Below are 17,821 nucleotides of genomic sequence, written 5' to 3'. Positions count from 1 at the left end.
CTACGCCCTGCGGTCCGGACCACAAGTGGGGATGCGCGGTGGGGATGTGCTTCAGCCAAGCTACGCACGGGTAGCCTTGGCTGGGAAGTTACGCGTCGGTAAAAAGTGATGTGTCGTCACAAGAGCCTGGCGAAAGGGCCGTCAGGCCGCCAGCGATCCCGGCAGTACCGCCCGCGGGCCGAATTTCGCCCGTGCCTTGTCCGCCACCGCCTCGATCCGCCGGGCCTTCTCGTCCGCCGGGTCCAGGGACAGTTGGTGGGCCGCGCCCTCCGCGCCCGCGAGTCCCTCGGCGCGCAGGGCGATGCCCCGCACCCGGGCCCGCTGGAGGCCGAGGGAGTCGTGGACGGCGTACGCGAGGGTGGTGAGCGCCGCCGAGTGGGCGGTGGGTTCGGGCAGGGTGCGGCTGCGGGTGGTCGTGGTCCGGTCCGCGTACCGCACGGTGACGGCGAGCGCGCGGCACACCTGACCCTCCGTGCGCAGCCGGGTGCCCAGTTCCTCGGCGAGCGAGAGGAGGGCCCGGCGCTGCTGCGTCCGGTCGGTCTCGTCGTGCGGGAAGGAACGTTCGGCCGCGACCGACCGGGAGGCCGCGTGCGGGACGACGGGGGTGCGGTCGATGCCCCGGGCCCGTTCCCACAGCTCGCGGCCGGTCTTCGCGCCGACGAGCCGCTGGAGCACGCCGAGCGGCGCGTCCGCGACGCGGCCGACGGAGTCGAGTCCGTAGCCGCAGAGGGTACGGGCGGTGGCGCGGCCGACGCCGTCGAGCGCGACGACCGGCCGGTCGCGCAGGAAGGCCGCGGGGTCGTCGACGACCAGGGTGACGCCGGGCCGGGCCTCGCTCGCGGCCATCCGGGCCAGCATGGGGTTGGGGCCGGCACCGATGACGCAGTCGACGCCGTACAGGGCGAGGGCCCTGACCCGGATCACCGAGGCGAGCTCGGCCGGGCTCCGGTCGAAGTAGCGCAGCGCACCCCGCACGTCGGCGAGCGCCTCGCAGGGCGGGGCCGCCTCGACGACGGGGGTGAACTCGGCGAGCAGGTCGATCAGCGGGGGAAGCAGGGTCTCGGCCCCTCCCGTCCCGGAGGCGGGGGACGCGGGGGGCTCCAGCCGGAACCGCACACAGAGGATCATGTCGCTCTCCTCCGTCCCGTGTCCCTGTTCGCCCCTGGACGGTTTGCCCCTGAACGCCCCTTCCCGTTTCCTCAGCCTAGAGCATGTTCGAATATTTGTGCGAGTCATGGGGATGTCAACTGAGGTTGACGTCAGGACGATTGTCAACGTAAGTTGACGTCATGACCGATGCGACCGATCTCGCCGCACGGGCGGGCGACCGCGACCCACGGGTCGGACTACGGGCCGTCTCCGCCCTGAGGCGACTGCTCGAACAGCTGGAAGCCGTCCAGGTGCGCAGCGCGCGCAACCAGGGGTGGTCGTGGCAGGAGATCGCGACCGAACTGGGTGTCAGCCGGCAGGCCGTCCACAAGAAGTACGGGAGGCAGTGATGTTCGAACGGTTCACGAAGGCCGCGCGCACCGTGGTGAAGGGCGCGGTCGAGCACGCGGAGCGGGGTGGCGCCACGGTCGTCACCCCGGAGCATCTGCTCCTCGCCCTGCTCGACGGGGAGGGCACCCGGGCGGCGGACGCGCTGCGCGCGCTGTGCCCGCCGGAGCGGCGGCCGTCCCTGGTGGCCGCGCTGACCGACGCCCGGCGCCGGGCGGGACTCTCGCGCGCGGACGAGGAGGCCCTGGCGGACCTCGGCATCGACGTCGGCGCGATCGTGGCGCGGGTGGAGGAGACCCACGGCGAGGGCGCGCTGGCGGGCGACCGCAAGGGCTCCGGGTGGTGGTCGGGTCGCCGGTCCTTCTCGCGGGAGGCCAGAACCGTCCTGGAGAAGTCCCTCCGGGTGGCGCTGGCCCGCAAGGACCGGGAGATCGGCGACGAGCACATCCTGCTCGCACTCACCACGACCGGCGGGGTCGTCGCGGAGGCCCTCGCCGACCACGGGGTGACGTACGCGTCCGTCGAAACGGCGGTCTCGGGGGCCGCGACCGCCTGATCCGCGGCCGCTCGGCCCGTGGGACGGCTCAGCCCGCCGAACCCGGGCTGCTGTGCCACAGCTTCCGTCCACTCGGAGTCCCTTCACCCGCCGGCTTGAGGTCGGCCCACGGGTTCATCTCGTATCCCGTGGGCATCGTGATGCGCCGGCCGGAGTCGCCGCGCCCGCCGACGGGCGCGGCGTCGCCGTTCCCGTCGGCCGTGGCGGGCGCGGTCGGCTCGGCGGGTTCGGCAAGACGCTCCCCCACCGCGTCCAGGCCGCCGGACGCCCGGAGTTCGACGAGTTCGGCGAGGTTCCAGGCGGCGGCGCCGACCACGCTGACGCTGCGCGGGCCGCGCCGCTGCACCACTCCCCGGACCAGCAGCAGCCAGGAGTGGAAGACGGTGTGGGCGCAGCGCTCGTGGGCGTCGTCGAAGAAGGCGAGGTCGACCAGGCCGGTGCCGTCGTCGAGGGTGGTGAAGATGACGCGCTTGCCGGAGCGGATCGGCGGGGTCTGGGTGGCGGCCTTGGCGCCCGCGACGAGGACGGTCCTGCCGTGCGGGGTCTCGCGGAGGCGCTGGGCGGAGACGACGCCGAGTTCGCGGAGGAAGGCGTGGTGGTCGCCCATGAGATGACGGGAGGCGTCCATGCCCAGGATGCCGAGCTCGGCGCTGAGGCGTTCCGTCTCGTCGAGGTCGGGCAGTCCGATGGGTGCGGTCTTCCCGCCCTGGGCGAGCGGGAGTTGACCGCCGTGCGAGGCGGCTCCCCGCTGGATGCGCCGGAGTTCGGTGAGGTGGAGGAGGAGGTCGCGGCGGTTCGCGCCGAAGGCGTCCAACGCGCCGACCTGGGCGAGCCGTTCGGCGACGGGGGTGCGGGGGCGGGCCCGTTCCCAGAAGTCGAGGAGGGAGGCGTACGGCTGCCCGGCCTCGATCCGCGCGCCCTCGGCCTCGCTGATGCCGTGGACGTCGGTGAGGCCCAGCCGGAGCCCCCAGCGCACCGTGGATTCAGACACCAGTTCGATACGGTGGGCGACCGCCGACCTGTTCACATCCAGCGGCAGCACCGGCACCCCCCGTCGACGCGCGTCCGCGAGCAGCAGCCGCTTGGGGTACATACCGGGGTCGTGGGTGAGCAGCCCGGCGTAGAAGGCGGCCGGATGGTGCGCCTTGAGCCAGGCGGACTGGTACGTCGGTACGGCGAAGGCCACCGCGTGCGCCTTGCAGAAGCCGTACGAACCGAAGGCGGCCACGATCTCCCAGGTACGGGCCACGACCTCGTCCGCGTATCCGCGCGCCGAGGCCTCCCGGGCGAACCAGAGCCTGATCCGGCCCTGCGACTCGGGGTCCGAGAGCCCGCGCCGCACCTGGTCGGCCTCGTCGCGGCCGCAGCCGGTCATGATCCGTACGATCTCGATGATCTGCTCGTGGAAGACGACCACGCCGTACGTCTCCCGCAGCGTCTCCTCCAGGTCGGGGTGCGGGTAGCGGACGGGCGCGCGGCCGTGCCGGGCCTCGATGAAGGGGCGGACCATGTCGGCGGCGACCGGGCCCGGCCGGAAGAGCGAGATGTCGACGACGAGGTCGTGGAAGGTGGCGGGCTGGAGCCGGCCGACCAGGTCGCGCTGGCCCGGCGACTCGATCTGGAAGCAGCCGAGGGTCTCGGTGGAGCGGATGAGCCGGTACGTCTCGGGGTCGCCCTCCGGGACCGCGTCGATGTCCGGGCGGGTACCGGTGGCCCGCTCGACCTCGGCGACGGCGTGGGCCATCGCGGACTGCATCCGCACCCCGAGGACGTCGAGCTTGAGCAGCCCGAGGTCCTCCACGTCCTCCTTGTCGAACTGGGACATGGGGAATCCCTCGCCGCTGGTGGGCACCACGGGGGTACGGGCGAGCAGCGAGGCGTCCGAGAGCAGGACCCCGCAGGGGTGCATGGCGGTGCCGCGCGGCAGCGCGTCGAGGGCCTCGACCAGCTCCCAGAGCTTTCCGAACTTCTCTCGCTCGCCCGCGAGTTCGCGCAGTTCGGGCAGTTCGTCGAGGGCGGCGAGGGCGTCGCGGGCACGGATGTGCGGAAAGGCCTTCGCGATCCGGTCGATCTCGGCCGGGTCCATGGAGAGGGCCGCGCCCACGTCCCGCACCGCGTGGCGGACCCGGTAGGTCTCGGGCATGGAGACGGTGGCGACGCGTGCGGTGCCGAAGCGGTCGATGATCGCCCGGTAGACCTCCAGACGGCGGGCGGACTCCACGTCGATGTCGATGTCGGGCAGGGCGGTGCGGCGCTTGGAGAGGAAGCGTTCCATCAGGAGGCCGTGCTCGACCGGGTCGGCGTGGGCGATGCCGAGGAGGTGGTTGACGAGGGAGCCGGCGCCGGAGCCGCGGGCGGCGACCCGGATGCCCATCTGCCGGACGTCGTCGACGACCTGGGCGACCGTCAGGAAGTAGGGGGCGAAGCGGTGGTGGGCGATGACGTCCAGCTCGCGGTGCATCCGGTCCCAGTAGGCGCCCCGCTTCTCGTACCCCTTGAGGATCATGCCGGCGGCGGCGCGGGAGGTGAGGACGCGCTGGGCGGTGCGGTGCCCGGCGCCGACGAGGTGCGGTTCGGGGAAGTGCGCGGAGCCGATGCCGAGGTCGTCCTCGGGATCGACCAGGCAGGCGGCGGCGACCGTCGCGGTCTGTTCGAGGAGCCGGTGGGCGGTGTCCCGGCGGAAGCCGGCGGCCTCGACGATCCGTTCGGCGGCGGCCAGCATGCCGTCGGCCCCTTTGAGCCAGGCGGCGCCGCTGTCGAGCTCCTTGCGGGGGTCGACGGGGACGAGGCGGCGGGCGGAGTCGAGGACGTCGGCCACCGGGCCCTGGCCGGGGTCGGCGTACCGGACGGCGTTGCTGAGGACCGGCCGGACGCCCTGCTCGGCGGCGAAGCCGACGGTACGGGCGGCGAGCCGCAGGGAGCCGGGCCCGGTGCCGGTGCGCCCGTGGTCGACGGCAGCGAGGCGCAGCGCGTCGCCGTACCGGTCGCGCCAGGGTGCGAGCAGCCGGACGGCCCGGTCGGGGCGGCCGGCGGCGAGGGCCTGTCCGACGTCGGAGTCGGGGCCGAGGAGGACGAAGACGTCGTCGTCGCACAGGGCGGACCAGGGCAGCAGGGGCCGCTCCTCTCCCCCGGCGTGGGCGGCGGTGATCATCGCGCAGAGCGAGGCCCAGCCGGTACGGGAGCGGGCGAGGAAGAGGGCGCGGGGCGCGGACTCGTCGACGAAGGCTCCGCCGCGGACGGGTACCCGCCGGATGTCCTGCGGGCCGCGGACGGGCACCCGACCGAGGCCCCGCGGGCCGCCGCCGGACGCGGTCGCCCGCGTCGGCGCCTGCCCCGCTCCCTGCCCGGACCGCCCCGGCCCCGGCCCCGGTGCCGTCGCCTCGTAGGCGAGGTCCACGCCGAACAGGGGGCGGACCCCCGCCTTCGCGCAGGCCTTCGCGAAGCGGATCGTGCCCGCGAGGGTGTCGCGGTCGGTCAGGGCGAGCGCGTCCATGCCGCGCTCGGCGGCACGGGCGGCCAGTCGTTCGGGGTGGGAGGCGCCGTAGCGGAGGGAGTAGCCCGAGGCGGTGTGCAGATGCGTGAACCCCGGCATGGCGCACCTCCCGGCTCCCGCATCGAAATCGTACGTACGTTCCCACCCCCTCGTTCCTCACCTTAGCTCATTTCGAACGTCCGTACGATAAGCGCGCCGGGTCGTCCTCCGGTCAACCATTCGGGCGCCCCCCACCTGCGGAAACACCCCCTGCCCCGGAGCGTGGAGGCATGAGCCTCGTCGACGAACTGAAAAGCGCCGTCACCCCCCGAGCCGCCCTCCTTGTCATCGGCGTCTTCGCCCTCCAGCTCCTGTTCATCACCTCGTACGTCGGGGCCCTGCACCACCCCGAGCCGAGGGACGTCCCCTTCGGCGTCGTCGCACCGCAACAGGTCTCCGCACAGCTCGTCGGACAGCTGGACCGGCTCCCCGGCGCCCCGCTCGACCCCCGTTCGGTCGCCGACGAGGCCACGGCACGGAACCAGATCCTGAACCGGGACATCGACGGCGCCCTGATCGTCGACCCCGCCGGCCGCACCGACACCCTGCTCGTGGCCTCCGGCGGCGGCACGGTGCTCTCCTCGGCCCTGGAGACGATCCTCACCCGCGTGGAGGCGACCCAGCAGCGGACCGTACGGACCGTCGACGTGGCCCCCGCCTCGTCGGAGGACTTCGACGGGCTCTCGGCCTTCTACCTCGTCGTCGGCTGGTGCGTAGGCGGCTACATCTGCGCCGCGATCCTGGCCATCAGCGCGGGCTCCCGGCCCGCGAACCGGGAGCGCGCGATCATCCGTCTCGGGGTCCTCGCGGTCTACTCGGTCCTCGGCGGGCTCGGCGGCGCGGTCATCGTCGGCCCGGTCCTGGGCGCCCTGCCCGGCAGTGTCGCCGCCCTGTGGGGGCTCGGGACGCTGGTCGTCTTCGCCGTCGGCGCCGCCACCCTCGCCCTGCAGTCGGTCTTCGGGATCGTCGGCATCGGCCTGGCGATCCTGCTCATCGTGGTCGCGGGCAACCCCAGCGCGGGCGGCGCCTTCCCGCTGCCGATGCTGCCCCCGTTCTGGAACGCGATCGGCCCCGCCCTGCCACCGGGCGCCGGCACCTGGGCGGCGCGCTCGATCGCGTACTTCAAGGGCAACGACATGACGAACTCGATGCTCGTCCTCTCCGCCTGGGCGGTCGTCGGCGTGGTCGTCACCCTGGTGATGTCCTCCCTGAAGCGCGGGCCCGAGTCGGAGCCGATCGCGGACGAAGTCGGCACCGCGAGCGGCGCACGGACCCACTGAAGCCCGAAAACCCCTGGCCCACCCGCTCATCGGCCGCTACTTTCGCGGGGCAGCACCGACCGTTCCCCGAACCGACAAGGCTCTCCGTGACTTTTGTCCGCCCCGCCCGTCCCGACGAACTCCCCGCTCTGGTCGAGCACCCCGGCGACCCCGAGCGCAACGCCGCCACCCGCGCGTATCTCGCCCAGCTCCTCGACAGCACGTGCACCCGGCCCGAGTGGTGCCTGGTCGCCGAGGACGACGACGGCCGGCTCACCGGCAGCGTGGTGCTGTGGACCATGCCCGGGCACGACGTCCCGCTCGCGCTGGTGCTGTTCGAGGCGCCGGAGGACGCTCCGGAGACCGCTGCCGCGCTGCTCGACGCGGCCGCCGTCAGGGCCCGCGAGCTGGGCGCGACGGAGCTGGAGCACGTCGTCGACTCCCCCGCCCAGGCCCCGCAGTTCCAGCGGAACCCGGAGCACCGGGGCGAGCTGCTGCGGGCGTCCGGGTACGCCGTGATCCGCGACGGCCGCAGGTTCAGTCTGCGGGCCCCCGCCGCGAACGGAACCGGTGACGCCGGACCGGAGGCGTCCGGCGCGCCGGACGGGCTGCCCGCCGACGACCCCCGGCTGACCTTCCGCTCGCTCGCCGAACTCGGCCCCGAGCCCTTCGTCGCGGTCCTCGCCGAGCTGCTCGCCGAAACCGCCGACGCCCGCCTCGCGGCCGACGTACGGCAGCACGGCGCCCGGCGCGCGGCCGAGCTGCTCTTCGAGGAGACGGCCGAGCTCAAGCACGAGCCCGCCTGGTGGGAGCTCGGCTACGACGCGGACGGCACCGTCGCCGTGATCAGCCTGCCCGCCGAGAACCCCAGCGTTCCGGTCATCGGTTTCGTCGGAGTCGCCCCCGCCCACCGGGGCAAGGGGTACGCCACCTCGGTCGTGATCCGGGGCACGCGCGTCCTGGTGGGCGCCGGGGCCACCGAGATCCGCGGGGACTGCGACGCCGCGAACGTGGCGATGGCCAAGGCCTTCGAGCGCGCCGGATACGTGAACTTCGCCGACCGGCTGGAGTTCGCCCGCGTCCTCTGACCCCGCACCCGCCGGGCCGCACCCGCCGGCCCACGCCCCCTGACCCCGCGTCCTCTGACCGGCGTCCTCTGACGTGGGTCCGCAGGGCGGCAGAGCGCCGCCCCGTGCTTCCTCGCACGGGGCGGCACCGTCGTACGGCGGCGTACTACCGGCCGTGGTGGGCCCGGGTCATCCGTTCCTTCATCTCCGGTACCCGCGTCCCCGGTCGGCTAGAAGACGCTGACCCCGTACGCGCTCAGCGCCTCCGTCACGGGCTGGAAGAAGGTCGTCCCGCCCGTGGAGCAGTTGCCGCTGCCGCCCGAGGTGAGGCCGACGGCGCGGCTCCCCGAGTAGAGCGGGCCGCCGGAGTCGCCGGGCTCGGCGCAGACGTTCGTGCGGATCAGGCCGGAGACGATGTCGCCGCCGCCGTAGTTCACGGTGGCGTTGAGGCCCGTCACGGAGCCGCTGTGGGTGCCGGTGGTGGAGCCGCGGCGGGTGACGGACATGCCGACGGTGGCGTTGACGGCGCTCGTGATGTCCACGTTGCCGACCGTGCCGGACTTGGTGACGGAGGTGTTGGTGTAGCGCACCAGGCCGTAGTCGTTGCCCGGGAAGCTGGACCCGGCGGTGGTTCCGAGGACGGTGGTACGGGAGGAGTTGGAGTACCACGTGCCCGCGCCGTCGGTGCAGTGTCCGGCGGTCAGGAAGTAGTAGTTGCCGGAGCCGTCGCGGACGTTGAAGCCCAGCGAGCAGCGCCAGCTGGTGGCGTAGATCGCGTCGCCGCCGGATATCAGCTTGCTGAACCTGCCGGGGGTGCGCTCGACGCGGATGGCGTCCGCGTTCGCGCCGGCCTGCCGCTTGATCTTCGCGAGCTCGGCCTGGCTGACCGTGGAGTCGGCGGTGACGACCAGCTTGCCGGTGGCGGTGTCGGCGTACCACGCGGTGCCGGGCACGTCCGCGGCGCGGACGGCGTCGCCGGTCGCCGAGAGGGCGGCGGCGTCGAAGGTGCGGGTGCTCTGTGCGGTGCCGGCGCTCGCGGTGGGGGCGGCGAGCGCGGCGGCGGCGGCGAGGCCTGCCGCGACGGCGAGCAGCCGGACGGTTCTCGTGGGGGTGGTGCGCATGGTCCTCACTTCTGTTCCTCCCGAGGGGAATCGGGGGCCCGCCGTGGGGTGCCGGGCCCGTGAGGCGCGGCCTGGGGCCGGCGCTGTGGGGGAGTCTCGGGCCGTACGACTTCACGCCGCAAGGGCGCGATTCGGCCGTACGGCCCGCAACTTCCCCGAGATTCACCCGAGGTGAGAAGTCAGACCTCGCTCAGTCGCCGCTCCCCCGCCGCGACGGCGGTGTCGAGCGTGTTCCCCGGCGGCGGGAACGGGCAGATGAAGTGGTCGGCGAAGGCGCAGGGCGGCAGCAGCGCGCGATTGAGGTCGACCGTCACCGAGCCGTCCGCCGCCGGGGCCGCCGGGCGCAGGAAGCGGAAGCGGTAGCTGTCCCGGCCGCTGGTGGCGTCCGCGAAGACCGCCCACAGGGAGCCGTCGTCCTCGACGGCCACCTGGAGGGTGTGCTCGCCGCCGTGCAGTTCGAAGACCAGCTCCCCGGAGAGCCCGAGACCGCGCTCGCGGCCGTCGGCGTTCTCCACCCGTACGCTGCGCGTCCGCTCGTACGGCCGGAAGACTCCGGGCACCACCCAGCGCTCGTCGTACGGGGTGGCCTCGATGCCCCGGAAGGCGGTACGGGCCTCGGAGCCGGGGTCGAAGTCCCTTACGGCCCAGAGCCCTTCGCGCCGCAGCACCACGAGCCGCCGGCCCGCCGACTCGACGCGGGACTCGTGGATCGGGCCGTGGTCGGCGGTGAGCCGCACGGTGCCGGTGAACGGCTTGCCGTCGACGGTGATCCCGTCCTCGGCGCGGGCGCTGAGGAGCACCTCGTCGCCGTCCTCCCGCCACTCCCCCGGAACGGCCGGAATTCGCCCCTCCGGGAAGTCCGAGAGCCAGTGGGTGCCCGTGAGGGAGAGCGGACCGTACGAGGAGGAGACCGCGGCCTCCCGCTGCTCGTGCCAGTGCTGCCACTCCTGCCGGGGGCCGGCCCCCGCGTCCGTACCCGTGCCGCTGTCGTTGTCCGTGCTCATGGTGCTCAACCCTTCCATACGGGTTCGGGAAGCCCGAGGTGCGACCGGAGCGTCGTGCCGGAGTACTCCGTACGGAAGACCCCCCGCTCCTGGAGCAGCGGGACGACCCGGTCGACGAAGTCGTCGAGGCCGCCGGGGGTGAGGTGGGGGACGAGGATGAATCCGTCGGCGGCGTCCGTGGCGACGAACTCCTCCAGGGCCGCCGCGACCGTCCCCGGGCTGCCGACGAACGACTGCCGGCTCGTGGACTCGACGACCGTCTGGCGGATCGACAGACCCTTGGCCTCGGAGAGCGCCCGCCACTTCCTGGCCACCCCGACCGGGTCGGCGACCCGCACCCGCCCCTGGACCAGGGTCGAGTCGGGATCGGGGTCGATGTCCGGAAGCGGTCCGTCCGGGTCGTACCCGGACAGGTCGCGGCCCCAGATCTGCTCCAGGGCGAGGATCGCGTTCTGCGGGGAGACCTGCTGACGGCGGATCTCGCCGGCGTGCTCCTGCGCCTCGGCGTCGGTGTCCCCGAGGACGTACGTCACCCCGGGCATGATCTTCAGGTCGCCCGGCTCCCTGCCGTACCGGGCGAGCCGCCCCTTGACGTCGGCGTAGAACTCCCGGCCGGCCTCCGGGGTCGAGTGCCGGGTGAAGACCACGTCGGCGGCCGAGGCGGCGAACTCCCGGCCCTCGGCGGAGTCGCCGGCCTGGATGACGACCGGGTGCCCCTGCGGGGAGCGCGGGACGGTGAACTCGCCCTCGATCCCGAACTGCGGCCCGCTGTGGACGAAGGGCCGCTGCCGGCCCTCCGGCGTCCAGGAGTCCCACAGCTCCCGGGCCGTGGCGAGGAACTCGGCGGCCCGGGTGTACCGGTCGGCCCGGTCGAGGAAGCCGCCGCGCCGGAAGTTCTCGCCGGTGAAGGCGTCCGAGCTGGTGACGACGTTCCAGGCGGCCCGGCCCGCGCTGAGGTGGTCGAGCGAGGCGAGCCGCCGGGCCAGCTCGTACGGCTCGTTGAAGGTGGCGTTGACCGTACCGGCCAGGCCGAGCCGGTCGGTGACGGCGGCGAGCGCGTTCAGGACGGTGATCGACTCGGGCCGGCCGACGACGTCGAGGTCGTGGATGCGGCCGTTGTGCTCGCGCAGCCGCAGCCCCTCGGCCAGGAAGAAGAAGTCGAAGAGGCCCCGCTCCGCGGTCCGGGCGAGATGCTCGAAGGAGGAGAAGTCGATCTGCGAGCCGGAGCGCGGATCGGCCCAGACGGTGGTGGAGTTGACGCCGGGGAAGTGCGCGGCGAGATGGATCTGCTTCCGGCCCGGAGTCGTACTCACGCGCGTGCTCCCGTCGTCACCCGTGCTTCGGCGGCGTACTGGCTGACGGGGCGGGCGAGCCCCAGGTGGTCGCGGAGGGTGGCGCCCTCGTAGGCCTTGCGGAAGAGCCCGCGGTCGCGCAGCCGGCTGACGGTGCCGGCGGTGAACCGCTCCAGGTCCCGCTCGGGCACGGCCGGCACGAGGTGGAAGCCGTCGACGGCGCCGCCGCCGTGCCAGCCCGCGATCAGTTCGGCGAGCGCCCCGGGCCCGCCCTCGTACGCGTCGAGGTCGACGGTCGCCGAGAGCAGGACGCGCAGCTGTCCGGGGTCCCGGCCGTGGGCACGGGCCCCCTGCCGCAGTTCGGCGCGGAGGGCCGCGGCCTCCTCGGCGGAGGAGGCCCTGATCAGGGCCACGTCGGCGTGGTGGGCTGCGGTGTCCCGGGCGGCGGGGCGGGTGGCGTCGACGACCGTCACCGGGTTGCCCTGCGGGGGCCGGGGGACGATCGAGGGGCCCGTGACCGAGAACGTCGCGCCCTGGAAGTTCACGTGGTGCAGCTTGCGGCGGTCGACGAACCGCCCGGTCACCACGTCCCGTATCTCGGCGTCGTCCTCCCAGCTGTCCCACAGTTTGCGGGAGACCTCGGCGACCTCGCCCGCCTCCTGCCAGAGCTCGGCGGTGGGCGGTGCCGACCGGCGGCCGAAGAGCCTGGCCTCGGCCCCGGTCGGGGAGACCGCGATCCGCCAGCCCGCCCGGCCCCGGCTCACCCAGTCGAGGGTGGCGACGGCGGCCTGGACGTGGAAGGGCTCGGTGTGGGTCGTGGTCACGGTCGGCACGAGGCCGATGGAGCGGGTCTCGGGGGCGACCCGGGCCAGGACGGCGAGCGCGTCCAGGCCGGGCCGGGTGAAGGAGTCGTCGTGGGTGAGGAAGTCGAGCGCGGCCGCCTCGGCGAGCCGGGCGAGCCCGACGGTACGGGCGGCGGTGCCGGCGACGGCGGGTGCGGCGGTCCGGGCGGCGGCGAGGGTGCTCGGGGCGTCACCGGCGCCCGGGGCGAGTTCGGCGGCGAGGTGGAGCGTTCGGCTGCTGGTCATGCGGTCTCTCTCGAAGCGACGTGGAGCGGACGGAGCGGGGCGCGGTCAGTTCTTGGTGCGGGGCAGTCCGGGCGGGTTGATCTCCGACTTCGTCACGGCCTCGCTGTCGAGGCCCCAGCGCTTGAGGACCTGGGCGTAGGTGCCGTTCTCGACGATGTGGTCGATCGCGGCGGCGTAGGCGGCGACGAGTCCGCTGTCCTTCTTCGTGGTGGCCGCGATCTTGCCCTGGAGTCCGGCGCCCGCGCCGGAGAACTTGCCGACGATCTCGGTCTGTCCGGCGGAGAGCACGTGGTAGGCGGCGACGGGGTTGGGACCGAGGTAACCGTCGATCCGGCCGGACTGGAGCGCCAGGTAGTAGTCCGAGGTGTTCTGGTAGTACTTGATGTCGACCGGCTTGCGGCCGGCCTTCTCGTTCTGCGCGGACCAGTCGACGAGGATCTTCTCCTGGTTGGTGCCGGAGCCGACGGCGATCGCCTTGCCCGCCACGTCCTCGGGGCCCTTGACCTTCCAGCCGGAGCCCTTCTTCGCCTCGAAGGCGAGGTCGTCCAGGCGGTAGGTGGCGAAGTCGTACTTGTCCTTGCGCTCCTCGGTGACGGTGACGTTGGAGAAGACGGCGTCGTACTTGCCGCTGTCGAGGCCGACGAAGAGGTTCTCCCAGGAGACCGGGTTGAACTCGGGCTTCAGACCGAGGGCGTCGGCGACCAGGGTCGCGAGGTCGACCTCGACGCCGATCAGTGTCTTGTCGTCGGTGGCGTGGAAGGCGAGCGGCGGATTGCTCGTCGCGGAGACGCCCAGGATCAGGGTGCCTCTCTTGCGGACGGCCTCGGGCAGCTGGGCGGCGAGTGCGTCGACCTTGGGGGTGTGGACGCGGTTCTGCTCGGGGCTGAGGTTGATGCCGTTGGCGGCCTTCTTCGCCTCGGGCTCGGCCGCGTCGATGGCGGCGTCACCCGAGCCGCAGGCGGTGAGGACGCCGAGGGCGGTGAGCGAGGCGAGGGCGGTGAGGACGGCGCGGCTGGTCTTCATGGCAGTACTCCTGTGAAGGAAGGGGTGGGTGGTCAGAGGGCCTGACGAGGACGGCGCGGGTGCGTTCGCGGGTGGTCAGAGGACCTTGGAGAGAAGGCCCGGGTGCGTTCGTGGGTGGTCAGAGGACCTTGGAGAGGAAGGCGCGGGTGCGTTCGTGGCGGGGGCTGTCGAGCACCTCGGCCGGCGGCCCCTGTTCGACGATCCGGCCCTCGTCCATGAAGACCACGGTGTCGGCGACCTCGCGGGCGAAGCCGATCTCATGGGTGACGACGATCATGGTGGTGCCGGAGGCGGCCAGGTCCTTGATGACGTCGAGGACCTCGCCGACCAGCTCGGGGTCGAGCGCGGAGGTCGGCTCGTCGAAGAGGAGCAGGCCGGGTTCGAGGGCGAGCGCGCGGGCGATGGCGACTCGCTGCTGCTGTCCGCCGGAGAGCTGTTTGGGGTACGCCTCCGCCTTGTCGGCGAGTCCGACGCGTTCGAGCAGTGTCCGGGCCGCGGCCTCGGCCTCCCTGCGGGGGCGCTTCAGGGCCGAGACGGGGGCCTCGACGATGTTCTCCAGGACGGTGAGGTGGGGGAAGAGGTGGAAGTTCTGGAAGACGAAGCCGATCCGGGTGCGCTGCTTGAGGATGTCCCGCTCGCGCAGCTCGTAGAGCTTGTTGCCGGAGCGGCGGTAGCCGACGAGGGTGCCGTCGACGCTGACGGTGCCGCTGTCGACCTTCTCCAGGTGGTTGATGGTCCGCAGGAGGGTGGACTTGCCGGAGCCCGAGGGGCCGAGGACGACGGTGACCTCGCCGGCGCGGACGTCGAGGTCGATGCCGCGCAGGACGTGGAGGGGGCCGAAGTTCTTGTGGACGGCCCGGATCTCGACCTTGGCGGTGGTGGCGGCCTGGGCTTCGGCGGCCGGGTCGACGGTGACGGAGCTCATCGGACGCTCCCCTTCGCGTAGTGGCGTTCGACGTAGTGCTGGACGACGGAGAGCGCGGTGGTGAGCAGGACGTACCAGGCGGTGGCGACCATCAGGAGCGGGACGACCCGTCCGTTGCGGCCGTAGACGACCTGGACCTGGTAGAAGAGTTCGCCGATCGCCATGACGGAGACGATCGAGGTGCCCTTGAAGAGCGAGATGATCTCGTTGGCGGCGTTGGGCAGGATCGAGCGCATCGCCTGCGGCAGGACGATCCGCCGCACCTGCCGGAGCCGCGGGATGCCGAGGGAGGCCGCGGCCTGCAACTGGCCCTCGTCCACGGCGAGTACCCCACCGCGGACGATCTCCGCCGCGTAGGCCGCCTGGTGCAGGGCGAGCCCGAGGACGGCGGCGCTCATCTCGCCGACCAGGCCCATCGTGTCGAAGGAGAGGAAGCTCGGCCCGAACGGGATGCCGATGCTCAGTTCCTTGTAGAGATAGGCGAGGTTGAACCAGAAGAGCAGCTGGACGATGAGCGGGATCGAGCGGAAGGCCCAGATGTAGCCGAAGGCGACGGACCGCAGGAACGGGCTGGCCGACAGGCGCATGAAGGCGAGCACGATGCCGATCGCGAAGCCGAGGGCGGTGCCGTAGAAGGTGAGCTGGAGGGTGACCCAGACGGCCCGGAGGACCGTCTCGGTGGTGAAGAACGCGGCGAAGACGTCCCACTCCCAGCCGGGGTTGGTGACGAGCCCGTGGACGAACTGGACGATCAGTACGGCGGTGACGGCGACGGCCACCCATCGCCAGGGGTGCCGCACGGGGACGACCACGAGCTCGGGGCCCGCCGCCGATTCCTTCACGAGGGCTCTGGTGGCGGGCGGATCGCTGGTGAGAGACATGGCGGTTCCTCGGAAAGGGGTCGGGCGGTGGGAGGGGGAAGGGGTCAGGCGCTCAGCGGGGCCGGGAGCCGACACGCCCGGTCGCGCAGGAACGTCAGCGCCGCCCGCGCGGTGACGTCGTTCTGCCGGAAGGCGACCCCGCCGGTACGGGGCCGGGTGAAGGCGCTGTCTGTCCGCGCGGTGGTGTGCGGACCGAGTGCGAAGCGGCGCGGGTGCGGGCGTCCGTCGAAGTCGAGGAGCCGGCCGTCGACGGGGTCGACGACGAGGAGGCCGCTGGCGGTGGCCCGGGCGCCCTCCTCGTAAAGGGCGCGGAGGAGCGGGCTGCCGGTGAGTCCGAGCGTGGGGTCGGGGAGCCGGGCCTCGACCAGGGCGCGTGCCTCGGTCCACTCCCCGGGGACGGCGGCGGACGCGGCCCGGAAGACTCCGCGTGCCTCGTCGGCCTCGACGGTGACCTGGGGGCCGAGGAAGCGGACGACGCCCGCGCGGGAGAGGGCCAGGAGCTGGCGCAGCCGGGGGCCGGGCGGCCCGGAGGCGAGGTAGCTGAAGAAGCCGTGCCACCAGTCGCCGGTGTCGATGCGGGTGCCGAGCCGGAGGAGTTGTCCGTAGACGGAGAGCAGTCCGGCGAAGACGGCGGCGTCGGAGCTGTGGGCCGGGTCGTGACGGCGGGTCAGGTCGTCCGTGATGTAGTCGCGCAGACCGTGCTGGAGTGCCTCCGTCGAGGCGAAGCGGATGCCGTCCAGGGGGTGGTCGAGGGCGTCCAGGTCGAGCCGGTCGGCCGGGTCGGGGACGGCCGCGGCGACGACGGCGGCGAGTTCGGCCCCGCGCGGCGGCGCCGCCGCGTAGGCCCGCTCGAAGTCGCCCCACGCGAGCGTGGTCCGCTCGGGGTGGGTGGAGAACAGCCGGTGGTAGTGGGCCCAGCCGAGCTCCTTGTCGACCAGCGGCCACACATCGCGCCGGAAGTCGATCGGCCCGGTCCTCAGCAGCAGGGCCTCGGTCTGCTCGGGGCCGAAGAAGCGGGGCAGCGGGGGCCGTTCGCCTTCGAGGACGTAACCGATCTTCGAGTGGTACGGGACACCCCGGCGCGATCCGACGTGCAGCACCGGTTCCTTGCCCGAGGGGACGTAGACCAGCGCGTCGCCCTCGCCCTCGTACCGGCCGCCGCGGCCCTCGGTGAGCAGCACCATCAGGTCGACGAAGGCGAGCCCGAAGCCGCGGACGAGGACGGCCTCCCCTGCGGGCAGGGCGGTCAGGTCGGTGTCGGCGGTGAAGTCGGGCGGCAGGTGGACGAGACCGTGACGGGCGGCGAAGCCGGCGAGGGCCCGCTGCTCCGGGTCGGGTTCGGCGTCGAGGTGACCGACGGTGAGGACGACGAGGTCGGCGAGGAGCGGCGCGGCGGAGCCCTCCAGCCAGACCCGCTGGCGTCCCTCGCGCGGGCCGCCGATCCGCAGGGCGGTGGTGCGGTGCTCGTGGACGGAGACGGAGGCGGGCAGCGCGGCCCGGGCCCGCTCGAACACCCAGCGCAGATAGGCGCCCTGCTGGAGGCGGGTGGGGAAGGTCCGGCCCTCGATGCCGGCCCATTCGGCGACGGTGGGGCCGGGGCGTACGGGGCCCACCAGGTCCACGGTCTCGTCGGTGAACATGGTGACGTCCTCGGCCCGGGAGTTCATCCAGAGCAGTGGGGACTGCTCGGTGCGCCAGATGCGGCCGGGGCCCGGCGGGTGCGGGTCGACGAGGTGGAGGTCGAGGGGGCGGTCGCCGTACAGCTCGGGCAGGCTGGCGGCGAGCCGTTCGAGGAAGCCGGTCCCCCGCGGCCCGGCGCCCACGATCACGATCGACGCGTTCGTGCTCATCGCGCACCCGCCGTACCGCGGGCGTAGTGGCGCTCGACGTAGTGCTGGCCGAGGCTGAGGACGGAGGTGACGGCGACGTACCAGAGCGTGGCCACGAGCAGCAGCGGGATGACCTCGTACGTGCGGTGGTAGACGAGCTGGGTCGAGTAGAGCAGGTCCTGGACCGCGATCACGGAGACGATCGAGGTGCCCTTGAGGGTGCCGATCAGCATGTTCCCGGCCGGCGGGACGATCGCCCGCATGGCCTGCGGCAGCACGATCCGGGAGAGCCGGCGCCACCGGCCGAGGCCGAGCGACTGGGCGGCCTCGAGCTGGCCGCGGTCGACGGAGAGGATGCCGCCGCGTACGACCTCGGCGGCGTAGGCGGCCTCGTGCAGGGTGAGGCCGATGACGGCGACGGACACGGGGCCGAGGAGGTTGACCGTGCTGACGCCGAGGATCTGCGGGTAGAGCGCGCCGATGTTGAACCAGAAGAGCAGCTGGACCAGGATCGGGGTGGACCGGAAGAACCAGACGTAGCCGAAGGCGCCGGACCTCAGGAACGGGCTGTCCGACAGGCGCATGAAGGCGAGCCCGATGCCGATCGCGCAGCCGAGGGCGGTGCCGTAGAAGGTGAGCTGGAGGGTGACCCAGACGGCCCGGAGGACCGTCTCGGTGGTGAAGAACGCGGCGAAGACGTCCCACTCCCAGCCGGGGTTGGTGACGAGCCCGTGGACGAACTGTACG

At 73.0% G+C, this 17,821-nt stretch carries 15 protein-coding genes; 4 read left to right on the top strand and 11 right to left on the bottom strand.

Features of this window, described 5'->3' with window-relative positions; translation table 11 throughout:
* Nucleotides 1-141: 141 nt before the first annotated feature.
* Nucleotides 142-1,128, bottom strand: a complete 987-nt coding sequence (locus AOK00_RS05700) for a DNA polymerase Y family protein (RefSeq protein WP_173861509.1) — start codon at nucleotides 1,126-1,128, stop codon at nucleotides 142-144.
* Between the two features lie 161 nt (nucleotides 1,129-1,289).
* Here AOK00_RS05700 and AOK00_RS05695 point away from each other — a divergent pair, with 161 nt between their 5' ends.
* Entirely contained in the window at nucleotides 1,290-1,499 is a 210-nt protein-coding gene (locus AOK00_RS05695) for a helix-turn-helix domain-containing protein (protein ID WP_030315760.1), read from the top strand.
* Entirely contained in the window at nucleotides 1,499-2,053 is a 555-nt protein-coding gene (locus tag AOK00_RS05690; RefSeq protein WP_055599221.1) for a Clp protease N-terminal domain-containing protein, read from the top strand. The genes AOK00_RS05695 and AOK00_RS05690 overlap by 1 nt, the downstream gene beginning before the upstream one ends.
* Nucleotides 2,054-2,081: 28 nt before the next feature.
* Here the strand turns inward: AOK00_RS05690 and AOK00_RS05685 are convergent, their stop codons facing one another.
* On the bottom strand, nucleotides 2,082-5,645 hold the full coding sequence (locus tag AOK00_RS05685; RefSeq protein ID WP_055599220.1) for a DNA polymerase III subunit alpha: 3,564 nt from the start codon (nucleotides 5,643-5,645) through the stop codon (nucleotides 2,082-2,084).
* A 170-nt stretch (nucleotides 5,646-5,815) separates the two neighbouring features.
* On the opposite strand from AOK00_RS05685, the gene AOK00_RS05680 reads away from it, so the two are divergent.
* Both AOK00_RS05680 and AOK00_RS05675 read left to right on the top strand, forming a co-directional pair.
* Nucleotides 5,816-6,865: a hypothetical protein gene (locus AOK00_RS05680; RefSeq protein WP_055599219.1), complete on the top strand. Its 1,050-nt coding sequence runs from the start codon at nucleotides 5,816-5,818 to the stop codon at nucleotides 6,863-6,865.
* Between the two features lie 86 nt (nucleotides 6,866-6,951).
* Nucleotides 6,952-7,932: a GNAT family N-acetyltransferase gene (locus AOK00_RS05675; protein WP_055599218.1), complete on the top strand. Its 981-nt coding sequence runs from the start codon at nucleotides 6,952-6,954 to the stop codon at nucleotides 7,930-7,932.
* A 209-nt stretch (nucleotides 7,933-8,141) separates the two neighbouring features.
* Here the strand turns inward: AOK00_RS05675 and AOK00_RS05670 are convergent, their stop codons facing one another.
* The 9 genes from AOK00_RS05670 to AOK00_RS05630 form a co-directional block, all read right to left on the bottom strand.
* Nucleotides 8,142-9,041, bottom strand: a complete 900-nt coding sequence (locus AOK00_RS05670; protein ID WP_055599217.1) for a S1 family peptidase — start codon at nucleotides 9,039-9,041, stop codon at nucleotides 8,142-8,144.
* A gap of 170 nt (nucleotides 9,042-9,211) precedes the next feature.
* The gene (locus tag AOK00_RS05665; protein WP_055599216.1) at nucleotides 9,212-10,036 is read right to left on the bottom strand and encodes a DUF1684 domain-containing protein; all 825 of its coding nucleotides are present in this window, start codon (nucleotides 10,034-10,036) and stop codon (nucleotides 9,212-9,214) included.
* A 5-nt stretch (nucleotides 10,037-10,041) separates the two neighbouring features.
* The gene (locus tag AOK00_RS05660; protein ID WP_055599232.1) at nucleotides 10,042-11,322 is read right to left on the bottom strand and encodes an NtaA/DmoA family FMN-dependent monooxygenase; all 1,281 of its coding nucleotides are present in this window, start codon (nucleotides 11,320-11,322) and stop codon (nucleotides 10,042-10,044) included.
* A 23-nt stretch (nucleotides 11,323-11,345) separates the two neighbouring features.
* Nucleotides 11,346-12,416 carry an LLM class flavin-dependent oxidoreductase gene (locus tag AOK00_RS05655; protein WP_055599215.1) on the bottom strand — a complete coding sequence of 357 codons (1,071 nt, stop codon included), beginning with the start codon at nucleotides 12,414-12,416 and terminating at the stop codon, nucleotides 11,346-11,348.
* Nucleotides 12,417-12,461: 45 nt separating this feature from the next.
* The gene (locus AOK00_RS05650) at nucleotides 12,462-13,439 is read right to left on the bottom strand and encodes an ABC transporter substrate-binding protein (RefSeq protein WP_055599214.1); all 978 of its coding nucleotides are present in this window, start codon (nucleotides 13,437-13,439) and stop codon (nucleotides 12,462-12,464) included.
* A 118-nt stretch (nucleotides 13,440-13,557) separates the two neighbouring features.
* Nucleotides 13,558-14,364: an amino acid ABC transporter ATP-binding protein gene (locus AOK00_RS05645; protein ID WP_055599213.1), complete on the bottom strand. Its 807-nt coding sequence runs from the start codon at nucleotides 14,362-14,364 to the stop codon at nucleotides 13,558-13,560.
* Complete coding sequence (locus tag AOK00_RS05640; protein ID WP_055599212.1) at nucleotides 14,361-15,245, bottom strand: amino acid ABC transporter permease; 885 nt, start codon at nucleotides 15,243-15,245, stop codon at nucleotides 14,361-14,363. The genes AOK00_RS05645 and AOK00_RS05640 overlap by 4 nt, the downstream gene beginning before the upstream one ends.
* Nucleotides 15,246-15,289: 44 nt before the next feature.
* Nucleotides 15,290-17,095, bottom strand: a complete 1,806-nt coding sequence (locus tag AOK00_RS05635; RefSeq protein WP_055599211.1) for an FAD/NAD(P)-binding protein — start codon at nucleotides 17,093-17,095, stop codon at nucleotides 15,290-15,292.
* On the bottom strand, nucleotides 17,092-17,821 hold a 730-nt coding region (locus tag AOK00_RS05630), incomplete at its 5' end, for an amino acid ABC transporter permease (RefSeq protein WP_055599210.1). The genes AOK00_RS05630 and AOK00_RS05635, both read right to left, overlap by 4 nt.

Source organism: Streptomyces aureus, from assembly GCF_001418135.1.
Taxonomy (GTDB): domain Bacteria; phylum Actinomycetota; class Actinomycetes; order Streptomycetales; family Streptomycetaceae; genus Streptomyces; species Streptomyces aureus_A.
Note: the sequence above shows the minus strand (reverse complement) of the source record. Positions and strands in the feature narration are given on the sequence as shown.